Raw genomic sequence first — 11,905 nt, 5'->3', positions numbered from 1 at the left:
ATTGATCAATCCATGAGACCAAGCATCATCCTGCACATCAGACAACTGACCGCCACGAGGAAAGCCCTGCTCGCCGTGGCGGCAGTCCTGGTGGCGGCATACGCCTGTTGCCTTCCGCAGCAGCTGTTCCACGTGCCCTACTCGACCGTCGTTGCCGACCGCAACGGGGAACTGCTGGGCGCGCGTATCGCCTCCGACGGGCAATGGCGCTTCCCTCCCCGCGGCACGGTGCCCGAGAAGATGAAGCACTGCCTGACCACGTTCGAAGACCGGCATTTCTACCTCCACTGGGGCGTCGACCCGCTTGCCACGGCACGAGCCGCTTGGCAGAACCTAAGGCAGGGGCGCGTCGTCAGCGGCGGAAGCACCCTCACCATGCAGACCATACGCTTGGCAAGGAAAGAGCCGCGCACCCTGGGAGAGAAGATGATTGAAATGATACTCGCCACCCGCCTCGAGTTCCGCGCATCGAAGGAGGAGATTCTCTCGATGTACGTCTCGCAAGCCCCGTTCGGCGGGAACGTCGTCGGACTGGATGCCGCCGCATGGCGCTACTTCGGGCACTCCGCCGAGGAGCTGTCGTGGGCAGAAGCCGCCACGCTGGCGGTGCTGCCCAACGCGCCCTCCGTGATGCACCTGTCCAAGGCGCGGGACAAGCTGCTGAAGAAGCGGGACAGGCTGCTGAAACAACTCCACGAAGCGGGGAAGCTGGACAATTCTGCCTACGAGCTTGCCCTCAGCGAGCCCCTGCCCGAGGCGCCACACGCGTTGCCGCAGATAGCCCCGCACCTGGTCAGCCGCTTCTACCGGTTGCGGAACGGGAAGCGCTCCGTATCGACCGTCGACAAGGGACTGCAAACCCGCATCGAGGCGCTTGCCGCACGCTGGAACCGTGAATTCGCGCGGAGCGACATACGCCACCTTGCCATCCTGGTGGTGGACATCCGGAGCAACCAAGTAGTAGCCTATTGCGGCAATGCCCGCTACGAAGACGCTCAGGCGGGCAGTCAGGTGGACATCATCCAAGCGCCACGGAGTACGGGAAGCATCCTGAAGCCGTTGCTTTACTATGCGATGCTGCACGAGGGCAGTCTGCTGCCGGATATGCTGCTTCCGGACATACCGGTGAACATCAACGGATTCACCCCTCAGAACTTCAACCGGCAGTTCGAGGGAGCCGTCCCCGCCTCGGAGGCGCTGGCGCGGTCGCTGAACATTCCCGCCGTCACGATGCTGCAACGCTACGGCGTACCGAAATTCCATCACTTCCTGCGGCAGGCGGGGTTCAAGACCATCAACCGGCCGGCATCCCACTACGGGCTGTCACTCATTTTGGGCGGAGCGGAAGCCACCCTGTGGGATGTGACCTGCGCATACGCCAACATGGGGCGTAGCCTGCTGCGGCTGCCGCAAGGGGAATGCGGGCTGCTGATACCGGGTGAGGGAGAGAAGACCGCCTCTTCCGATGACGCCCTTTCGAGAGAGACTACCTCCTCCAATGCCCCCCTTCAAGTCTCCGACGAGCTTTTCCAGCCGGGCGGCGTGTGGCAAACGTTCAGCGCCCTGACCGAAGTGAACCGCCCCGAAGAGATAGACTGGAAATCCATCCCCTCCATGCATCCCGTCGCCTGGAAAACGGGCACCAGCTACGGTTTCCGCGACGCGTGGGCGGTGGGCGTCACCCCACGGTATGCCGTAGGCGTATGGGTGGGCAATGCGACGGGCGAGGGGAAACCTGGACTGGTGGGCGCACAGACGGCGGGTCCGGTGCTGTTCGATGTCTTCGGACTGCTGCCCGCCTCGCGCTGGTTCCGGCGTCCCGAAGGGGTGTTCGTCGAGGCGGAGATATGCCGCAGGTCGGGTCACCTGAAGGGGCGCTTCTGCGAAGAGAGCGACACGCTGCTCGTCCTGCCCGCCGGACTGCGGACGGAGGCCTGTCCCTACCACCGTGCCGTCACGCTGTCGGCCGACGAGACGGAGCGCATCTACGAGGGTTGCGCCGCGTCGGAACCCGTCGTCCGGCGGTCGTGGTTCAGCCTCCCGCCCGTGTGGGAGTGGTACTACAGGCAGCATCACCCCGAATACCGCCCGCTTCCCCCCTTCCGTCCCGGCTGCGGAGAGGATGCGCTGACGCCCATGCAGTTCATCTACCCGACGTCCGGCTCCCGCATCGTGCTGCCCCGTCAGATGGACGGCAGTCGGGGCGTGGTCACCGTCGAACTGGCGCACAGCCATCCCGCCGCCACCGTCTACTGGCATCTCGACAACGGCTACCTGATGCAGACGCAAGACTTCCACAAGCTCTCGCTCCAGCCCGACCCCGGACGGCACATCCTGACCGCCGTGGACGATGCGGGAAACACGGTGTCCATCGCCTTCTTCGTAGAGGAGTGACCGCACGGGGCGCACACCCCAAAGTATGTCCGCCGGAAAAGCGGTTCACGGAAAACGGTTAAAAAAGGCTAAGGTTTCGACCTGTTTTCCCCTTTTTTCCAGGGTGTTTTGCCGCTCGAACCGGGGTGTTTTTTCGCGATTTCGGCTGTTTTTCGTCAGTTTTCGGACGGCATACCTCCGTTCTACCTCCGTTAAGCCTCCGTTAAGGGGTCGTTAAGGAGTCGTTAAGGGTTCGTTAAGGCACCGCTCTGCCGCCACTCCCAGGGAACGGTGTTAAAATGGCCCCGTAACTTTAACACATCGGCCCCACAACGTCAATCGAAGTTAAATGGCGTTTTTCGAGCCGCGTTATAGTCGGCAAGGAAAGGTACGCCCATACGCCACGAGAAAAGTCCCCAAAAAGCGGCGGAAAAACTCTTTTTAAAGAAAACTACCGAAAAGAGCACACTTTATTGCCAAAAAGTCCTACATTTGCAGTCGAAACAGTGCATAAGCGATACCCTGTTCCGAAAAACGCCCCCAATGTCCATGCCCACGAAGCAGACATTGTTTTTCGTACAGTTTTCGCATAATTATCGCATAATTGTCGTATAGTTATTGTATAGACATTACATAGTCATCGTATAATTATCGTATAGTTATCGCATAAATGTCAAACCATAAAAAACGAACAGCTTTAATCAATTTATTAATACCAATAAATTATGAAAACCAATCTTAGTTCTCAAATCACTCTCAACAGAGTATCCTCCAGGTATTACAGACCTGAGAACGCATTCGAACGGTCAGTACTGACCCGACTTGAAAAAATCCCGACCGACATCTACGAATCGGCAGAGGAAGGAGCCAACCACATCGCCTGCGAAATCGCACAACTCATACGCGACAAGCAGAAAGCCGGACGCTTCTGCGTACTCGCCCTGCCCGGTGGAAACTCCCCCCGCAACGTCTACTCAGCCCTCATCCGCATGCATCAGGAAGAAGGACTGAGCTTCCGAAATGTCATCATATTCAACCTTTATGAATATTACCCCCTCACGTCGGACGCCATCAACAGCAACCTGAATGCCCTGAAAGAGATGTTCCTCGACCATGTCGACATCGACCGCCAGAACATCTTCAGCCCCGACGGCACCATTCCCAAAGACACCATCTTCGAATACTGCCGCCTCTACGAACAGCGCATCGAAAGCTTCGGCGGACTCGACGCCGTACTGCTGGGCATCGGCCGCGTAGGTAACATCGGATTCAACGAACCCGGTTCACGCCTGAACTCCACCACCCGCCTCATCCTGCTCGACAATGCCTCACGCAACGAAGCATGCAAAATGTTCGGCAGCATCGAAAGCACCCCCATCAGCTCCATCACGATGGGAGTATCTACCATCCTGAGCGCCAAGAAAATCTATCTGATGGCATGGGGCGAAGACAAAGCTGGCATGGTGAAAGAGTGCGTGGAAGGCGCAGTGACCGACACCATTCCCGCCTCCTACCTGCAGACGCACAACAACGCCCACATCGTGCTCGACCTCTCGTCCGCAGGCAACCTGACCCGCATCCAGCGCCCCTGGCTCGTCACCTCCTGCGAATGGAACGACAAGCTCATCCGAAGCGCCATCGTATGGCTCTGCCAGCTCACCGGAAAGCCCATCCTGAAACTGACCAACAAGGACTATAACGAAAACGGCCTGAGCGAGCTGCTCGCCCTCTTTGGCTCCGCCTACAACGTCAATATCAAGATATTCAACGACCTACAGCACACCATCACCGGATGGCCCGGCGGCAAACCCAATGCCGACGACACCTACCGGCCGGAACGTGCCACGCCCTATCCGAAGCGTGTCATCGTCTTCTCACCCCATCCCGACGACGACGTCATCTCCATGGGTGGAACGATACGCCGCCTGGTAGAACAGAAGCACGACGTGCACGTGGCCTACGAAACCTCCGGCAACATTGCCGTAGGCGACGAAGAGGTCATCCGCTTCCTCCATTTTATCAACGGCTTCAACCAGCTCTTCAACAACAGCGAAGACAAGGTGATCGCCGACAAATACGCCGAGATACGCAAGTTCTTGAAGAAGAAGAAAGACGGCGACATCGACACGCGCGACATCCTGACCATCAAAGGCCTGATACGCCGCGGCGAAGCCCGCACGGCATGTACTTACAATAACATCCTCCTCGACCACTGCCACTTCCTCGACCTGCCCTTCTACGAGACGGGCCGCATTCAGAAAGGTCCCTTGACGGAAGTAGACGTGGAGATCGTACGCAACCTCTTGCGCGAAGTGAAGCCCCATCAGATCTTCGTAGCCGGCGACCTTGCCGACCCGCATGGCACGCACCGTGTCTGCACCGACGCCGTATTCGCCGCCATCGACCTGGAGAAGGAAGAGGGTGCCGAATGGCTCAAGGATTGCCGCATCTGGATGTATCGCGGCGCATGGGCGGAATGGGAAATCGAGAACATCGAAATGGCCGTGCCCATCAGTCCGGAAGAGCTGCGCGCCAAGCGTAACTCCATCCTGAAACACCAGTCGCAGATGGAAAGCGCCCCGTTCCTGGGCAACGACGAACGTCTGTTCTGGCAGCGCAGTGAGGACCGTAACCGCGGCACAGCCGCCCTGTACGACAGCCTGGGCTTGGCTTCGTACGAAGCAATGGAGGCGTTTGTGGAATATATTCCGCTGTAAGTATCGGTAGATCAAGGATACAGCTTGGTGTATACAACGGTAACAAAGCAATCAACATAGGAAAAGAGGACATCCCTACATTCGTTCAGGGGTGTCCTTTTTGTATATCAGGAGTGGTACTTTTTTTATAAATAAATAAAATCCATGTTTTCCAGCCAACAAATCCGTATATTTGTCTGTTCGTAAGGATACTAAACAGCATCATATATGAAGAAAACCATTTTATCACTCATCATAGCCTTATACGGCATCCCGCTCCTTGCACAGGACATCGAGGCGAACATACAGGAACGCCTCACCACCTATTTCCAGGAGTACACCACCACAGCCGCAACCATCGGCACCTGCCGCCTGGACAGCTTCCGCGTCAATCATCAGAAGAAGCAACTGGACATCTACGCCGGCACCGCCTTCTCCCACCAGCCCTTCCGGCAGGAAAACGTAGACGCCATCTACCGCCATCTGAAGCAGCTTCTGCCGGGTCCCGTCAACTACTACGACCTGAAAGTATGGACCGGAGGACGCCCCATCGAAGCCCTGATCCCCAACATCTACCGGAAAGGGAAAAAAGACAAGTCACGCCTATACACCGACCTGAAGTACAAAGGAGACCCGTGGGTGACACGCACCTCACGCCCCTACACTATCAGCCGCGGACTGGAAGGCAAGCACATCGCTCTGTGGCAAAGCCACGGCAAATACTTCATCCATAAGACCGGCAAGTGGGGCTGGCAACGCCCCCGCCTGTTCTGCACGACGGAAGACCAGTTCACCCAGTCGTTCATCCTCCCCTACCTCATCCCCATGCTGGAGAATGCCGGTGCCAACGTCTTCACCCCACGCGAGAGGGACACCCAGCGACACGAAGTGATCGTAGACAACGACACCCCGCAAAGTTCCCTCTACCTGGACGTAAAAAGTCGGAAAGCCAAGTGGGAACCAACCGGACGCCCCGGCTTCGCCCAACGAAAGACGGTCTATCAGGATGGCGAGAACCCCTTCGCCAGCGGGAGCGCACGCTTCGCCCGCACCGAGAAGAAGCGGGACAAAGCCTTCGCCGAATGGGTTCCCGACATCCCGGAAACAGGCGAATATGCCGTCTACGTCTCCTATCAGACCCTGCCGGAAAGCGTAAGCGACGCCCGGTATATCGTCTTCCACAACGGCGGTACCACCGAATTCAAGGTGAACCAGCAGATTGGCGGTGGCACGTGGGTCTACCTCGGTACCTTCTCCTTCGACAAGGGAAAGAATGACTACGGCATGGTAGTGCTCAGCAACGAGAGCAAGCAGAAAGGGGTGGTCTGCGCAGATGCTGTACGCTTCGGCGGCGGAATGGGAAACATCGCCCGAGGAGGCACCACCAGCGGAGTGCCCAGATACCTGGAAGGTGCCCGTTACTTTGCCCAATGGGCAGGCATGCCCTATCCCGTATACAGCGGGAGGGAGGGAAAGGATGACCTCTCCGACGACATCAACACGCGCTCCAGAATGGTCAACTACTTGTCCGGAGGCTCCCTCTTCAACCCCAAAGAGCAAGGGTTGGAAGTCCCCTTCGAGATGACCATGGCACTGCACAGCGACGCGGGAGTCAGCAACGAAGACCGGATCATTGGCACACTGGGCATCTGTACCACCCAATTCAACGACGGTGTACTGGCAAGCGGCACCGACCGGTATGCCTCGCGCGACCTGTCCGACCTCCTGCTCACACAGCTCCAACGGGATATCCAGTCCCGTTATGCCATCGACTGGACACGCCGTAGCCTGTGGAACCGCAACTACAGTGAGACCCGACTGCCTGCCGTACCGTCCACCATCGTGGAACTGCTTTCGCACCAGAACTTCGCCGACATGCGCCTCGGACACGATCCCCGCTTCAAGTTCACCGTGGGGCGCTCCCTCTATAAGGCCATCCTCCGATATCTGTGCAGCCAACACGGAGAGGAGTATGTCGTGCAGCCCCTTCCCGTAAGCCATTTTGCCGTACGCTTCGGCAAGAAGAAGAATACGCTGGAGCTTTCCTGGAAAGGCGAAGAAGACTTGCTGGAACCCACTGCCAAGCCACACGAATACATCGTCTACACCCGCATCGGACGCGGCGGATTCGACAACGGAACCCGCGTAAGCAGCCCGTCACATACGGTCACGATAGAGCCTGGCATCGTCTACTCCTTCAAGGTCACCGCTGTCAATCGCGGAGGAGAGAGTTTCCCCTCTGAGATCCTAACTGCCTGTCAGGCTAAGAAAGAGCAAGGGCGCGTCCTGATTATCAACGGATTCGACCGTCTGAGTGGTCCGGCCATCATAGATACTCCCGCCGAAGCCGGATTCGACTTGTCCCAAGACCCGGGAGTGCCTTACCTGTACGATATCTCCCTTTGCGGTGCCCAGACCGAGTTTTCGCGCAAGCAGGCAGGGCAGGAGTTGGGACGTAGCGGAGAGGAATGGGAAGGAGTCAGAATAGCCGGAAACTCTTTCGACTACCCGTTCATACACGGGAAAGCCATACAGGCGGCAGGTGGCTACAGCTTTGTTTCATGCAGCGATGAAGCCGTAGAAAGCAGTAATGTCCCGCTGGAAGTCTACGACGTCGTAGACTACATCCTCGGATTGGAAAAGGAAGACCGGCAAAGCAATCCGGCCGGTAACGTATCCTACAAGACCTTCCCCGCCCCCATGCAGCGTGCATTGGCGGCGTACTGCCAGTCCGGCGGCAACCTTCTTGTGAGCGGCTCCTACATCGGCAGCGACATGGACCGTTTGCAAAGCGACCGGGAGTTTACGCAGAACATCCTGAAGTACACGTACGGCAAGTCCATGAACGATACCCCGTCCAGCGACATCAACGGTTTGAAACGCACCTTCACCCTCCCCCGCCTGCCCAACGAACAGACATACGCCATAACTGCGCCGGAATGCATCCTGCCTACAGCCCCGGCATTCACCGTACTGACCTATGCGGACGGCAATCAGAGTGCCGCCATCGCTTATCGAGGCAACTACCGCACTTTCGTCATGGGTTTCCCATTGGAAAGTATCAGGCAGGAGACGGCACGCAATGCCCTTATGGCCTCTATCCTGCAATTCTTTCAAGCAAAAAAGTAGGAAACGATACGTGGCTATAAAAAATAACGCTTATCTTTGCTCTCTGAGTATAAACCTTTAAAAAATATAGAAGATGATGTACACCATACAAGCCAACCCCAGCGGTACCCGCAGTTTAGAGATCTCCGAAGACAATCTGACAACCATCGAGAAGTACGGGCTTTTCTGCCATCTCATTGACAGCAACGGCATTGTAGACGAATCCGTCCTGGAAAAACTGAGACTGAACATTCGTTCCCTCATCGCCTCACAAGAGGAGGACAGCAAGGACCTGCTCGACCTCTGTATCGACGTGATATACCACAACAACATGAAAGCCTTCGGCCTGCAGCAACTGATCAAGCTCTATCTAGAATGGCTCTCCAAACAAGACCCTACAGAAGAATAATGGAAGAATGACAGCAGAACGATAGTTGTATAGCAGCAGAGCGACAGCAGTATAACGGCTGAACAACAGCAGTATAACAGCTGAACAACAGCAGTATAACAGCAAAATAACAGCGAATAAACGGAGATGAAAACAATCGACACTTGCGGTCAGAAGCACTACAGCCCGCTCATTCCCGCCATCCTGGCTTTATGCCAGGCGGGAAAGGGCGAGAAGCTGGAAATCATCATGGACGATGCCTCCGCCTTCAATGACCTGAAGGAGTATCTTGCCGAACAACAGATCGGTTTCCGTGAGATTTACGACGGAGAACGGATGACAGTGCAGTTTGCCAAGCAGTCATGAACATGCAAGAGTCACTGGCATAGACTGACGAGACACATTATCTTGCTTTTTTTTATAGACAAAAGGACATAAGAATATAAGGAGGTATTGCCCTGTTCTTATGTCTGACTTATCATTTTGCCTCATGAAAGAATATCGACTGACAGACTGGTTGCCCACCACCAAGAAAGAAGTGGAGCTTCGCGGATGGGATCAACTGGACGTAATTCTCTTTAGCGGCGACGCTTACGTGGACCATCCTTCTTTTGGTGCTGCCGTCATCGGCCGCATCCTGGAAGCGGAAGGCTTGCGTGTAGCCATCGTTCCCCAACCCAACTGGCGCGACGACCTGCGCGACTTCAAGAAGCTGGGACGCCCCCGGCTGTTCTTCGGCATCAGCCCCGGCTGCATGGACAGCATGGTGAACAAATACACAGCCAACAAGCGGCTACGCAGCGACGATGCCTACACTCCGGATGGCCGTCCGGACATGCGCCCCGAATATCCCACCATTGTATATACGCAGATACTGAAAAGACTGTATCCGGACGTTCCCGTCGTGCTGGGCGGTATCGAGGCAAGCATGAGGCGGCTGACACACTACGACTACTGGCAAGACCGCGTGCGTCCCAGCATTCTGGTAGACAGCGGAGCCGATGCCATCATCTACGGCATGGGAGAGAAGCCTGTGGTGGAACTCGCCGGAAGAGTGAAACAGAAATTGGCTGATACCGCCAATATCGAAGATGCGAACAGCCCCGTCGCTCCAGAAGAGAAAACCATCGCTCCGGAAGAGTTCAAGCAACTGATTGCCGGCATCCCGCAGATGGTCTACCTCGATAAGGAAGTCAGTCCGCAAGAAGAGGATATCACCCTCTTCTCGCACGAAGAGTGCCTGAAGGACAAAAGGAAAGAGGCCGCCAACTTCCGCCACATCGAGGAAGAGAGCAACAAGTACGCCGCCTCACGCATCCTGCAACGGGTAGGCAAGCAGACGGTCGTCGTCAATCCTCCCTATCCTCCCCTGACAGAAGCGGAACTGGACCACTCGTTCGACCTGCCCTACACCCGTCTGCCTCATCCCAAATATAAGGGGAAGCGCATACCGGCATACGACATGATCAAGTTCTCCATCAACCTGCACCGGGGCTGCTTCGGCGGATGTGCCTTCTGCACCATCTCCGCCCATCAGGGAAAGTTCATCGTGAGCCGCAGCAAGGAGAGCATCCTGAAAGAGGTGAAAGCCGTGATGGAACTGCCCGACTTCAAAGGTTATTTGAGTGATCTTGGAGGACCGTCGGCCAATATGTACCGGATGAAGGGTAAGGATGAGACGCTCTGCCGGAAATGTAAACGCCCGTCGTGCATCCACCCCAAGGTATGCCCCAATCTGAATACGGATCATCGTCCGCTGCTCGATATCTATCATGCAGTGGATGCCCTACCCGGCATCAAAAAGTCATTTATCGGCAGCGGCGTGCGCTACGACCTGCTTCTGCACCAGAGCAAAGACCCGAAAGTGAACAAGAGCACAGCAGAATACACCCGCGAACTGATAGCCCGCCACGTCAGCGGCCGCCTGAAAGTAGCTCCGGAGCATACCTCGGAGCGTGTGCTGGGCATCATGCGCAAACCTCCGTTCAGTCAGTTCAGTGAGTTCAAGAAGATATTCGACCGCATCAACCGTGAGGAAGGATTGCGCCAGCAACTTATCCCCTACTTCATCAGCAGCCATCCCGGCTGCAAGGAAGAGGACATGGCGGAACTTGCCGTCATCACCAAGCGGCTGGACTTCCATCTGGAGCAGGTGCAAGACTTCACCCCTACCCCGATGACCGTCTCCACCGAAGCCTGGTACACAGGGTATCACCCCTATACGCTGGAACCGGTGTTCAGTGCCAAGACTCCGCGCGAGAAGCTGGCACAGCGGCAGTTCTTCTTCTGGTATAAGCCCGAAGAGCGGCGGAACATCATCAATGAACTGAAGAAGATAGGGCGGCAGGATCTGATAGACAAGCTATACGGCGGGAAGCGATAACAGAATACACGCACTCCGATATGCATGCCACAGCCTGTGAGGCTTGCGACTCATTCCCCTTAAAGTCTTTGACAAACACCGCCAACGTATAGCGCACACCGCCCGGCAGGCAGATGTAGCCTACGTCATTGTGGGCGACAAGCCTGCCCTCTTCATCCACGTAGCCGGAACCAGTCTTGTGGGCAAGACTCACCCCTTCCTTTCCGACGAGGGGGGCCGCTATCCGGTCTTTACCGGTCACACATTCGCTCAACGCCTTTCGGATGAAGGCTTGCTTCTCACGGCTCACCAGGCTATCGGTAAACAACCGCTCCATCAGCATCGCTGCCCCAAGAGGCGAAGTGCAGTTGGAGTATGCTTTGGCATGGTCGGCTGCCATCTCCGACTCCGTATAGGTTATCCGGAAACTCGCACGGGGAATGAGCGTCGCAATGAAGCGGTCGGTTTCCGCCACATCTACCCATTTCTCGAACATCAGATTGCTTGCATTGTTGTCGCTCTGCAGAAGCGTATAACGCAACAAATCTCCAACCGACAACGTCATCACCGGCTCCTGATGCTCCTTCAGCATGGGGCTCCAGGTATGGGCATCAAGTTCGTCTCTCCGTATCGTCATCAAAGTATCGAGCGAAAGCCCGTCACGGTCGAACCGATGACAAACAGCCAACGCCTGATGAACCTTGAACACACTCATCATGGGATAAACAGGCGCATTGTTGACCGCAACGGTATCAGTACCGTTTATGATGATAGCCACGCCTATCTCACCGGGATAGCCCGACACGATTTGAGCGATGGTATCGGTCAGGACATCCGTATATCCCTTCTCCCTCTTCCCCGTTTCCAATGACAGCGACATAAGCCCCCATATCACCAGTCCCATCAAGATAATGCCCGAAACAGTAATGCAAGTTTTTCTCAATTTTGCCATAAATACATATTATTCAATTCAACCTG

7 protein-coding genes are annotated in these 11,905 nt (G+C 56.1%); 6 read left to right on the top strand and 1 reads right to left on the bottom strand.

From position 1 onward, the window contains the following. The first annotated feature begins 12 nt into the window (after nucleotides 1–12). The 6 genes from pbpC (at nucleotide 13) to QZ323_RS05410 (ending at nucleotide 10,948) form a co-directional block, all read left to right on the top strand. Nucleotides 13–2,394: a penicillin-binding protein 1C gene (gene pbpC, locus QZ323_RS05435; RefSeq protein ID WP_294633463.1), complete on the top strand. Its 2,382-nt coding sequence runs from the start codon at nucleotides 13–15 to the stop codon at nucleotides 2,392–2,394. A 704-nt stretch (nucleotides 2,395–3,098) separates the two neighbouring features. Beyond that, nucleotides 3,099–5,090, top strand: coding sequence for a glucosamine-6-phosphate deaminase (locus QZ323_RS05430; protein WP_294633461.1), 1,992 nt, complete (start codon nucleotides 3,099–3,101; stop codon nucleotides 5,088–5,090). A gap of 207 nt (nucleotides 5,091–5,297) precedes the next feature. Continuing rightward, nucleotides 5,298–8,198: a xanthan lyase gene (locus QZ323_RS05425; RefSeq protein WP_294633459.1), complete on the top strand. Its 2,901-nt coding sequence runs from the start codon at nucleotides 5,298–5,300 to the stop codon at nucleotides 8,196–8,198. 76 nt (nucleotides 8,199–8,274) lie between these two features. Further along, entirely contained in the window at nucleotides 8,275–8,586 is a 312-nt protein-coding gene (locus tag QZ323_RS05420; RefSeq protein ID WP_294633501.1) for a hypothetical protein, read from the top strand. Between the two features lie 126 nt (nucleotides 8,587–8,712). Further along, nucleotides 8,713–8,931 (top strand): sulfurtransferase TusA family protein, encoded by a 219-nt coding sequence (locus tag QZ323_RS05415; RefSeq protein WP_294633457.1) that lies wholly within the window; start codon nucleotides 8,713–8,715, stop codon nucleotides 8,929–8,931. 124 nt (nucleotides 8,932–9,055) lie between these two features. After that, nucleotides 9,056–10,948, top strand: a complete 1,893-nt coding sequence (locus QZ323_RS05410; RefSeq protein WP_294633455.1) for a YgiQ family radical SAM protein — start codon at nucleotides 9,056–9,058, stop codon at nucleotides 10,946–10,948. Here QZ323_RS05410 and bla read toward each other — a convergent pair. Next, entirely contained in the window at nucleotides 10,884–11,807 is a 924-nt protein-coding gene (bla, locus tag QZ323_RS05405) for a class A beta-lactamase (protein ID WP_363174845.1), read from the bottom strand. The two genes, QZ323_RS05410 and bla, sit on opposite strands and share 65 nt — an antisense overlap. Nucleotides 11,808–11,905 lie beyond the last annotated feature (98 nt).

The organism is uncultured Bacteroides sp., from assembly GCF_910585845.1.
GTDB lineage: Bacteria > Bacteroidota > Bacteroidia > Bacteroidales > Bacteroidaceae > Bacteroides.
The sequence above is the reverse complement of the archived record's forward strand: the minus strand, read 5'-3'. Positions and strand labels throughout refer to the sequence as shown.

Coding starts and splice junctions, on each gene's coding strand:
- pbpC (WP_294633463.1), top strand. CDS start 13: ATGAGACCAAGCATCATCCTGCACATCAGACAACTGACCGCCACGAGG.
- QZ323_RS05410 (WP_294633455.1), top strand. CDS start 9,056: ATGAAAGAATATCGACTGACAGACTGGTTGCCCACCACCAAGAAAGAA.
- QZ323_RS05425 (WP_294633459.1), top strand. CDS start 5,298: ATGAAGAAAACCATTTTATCACTCATCATAGCCTTATACGGCATCCCG.
- QZ323_RS05415 (WP_294633457.1), top strand. CDS start 8,713: ATGAAAACAATCGACACTTGCGGTCAGAAGCACTACAGCCCGCTCATT.
- QZ323_RS05430 (WP_294633461.1), top strand. CDS start 3,099: ATGAAAACCAATCTTAGTTCTCAAATCACTCTCAACAGAGTATCCTCC.
- bla (WP_363174845.1), bottom strand. CDS start 11,807: ATGTCGCTGTCATTGGAAACGGGGAAGAGGGAGAAGGGATATACGGAT.
- QZ323_RS05420 (WP_294633501.1), top strand. CDS start 8,275: ATGTACACCATACAAGCCAACCCCAGCGGTACCCGCAGTTTAGAGATC.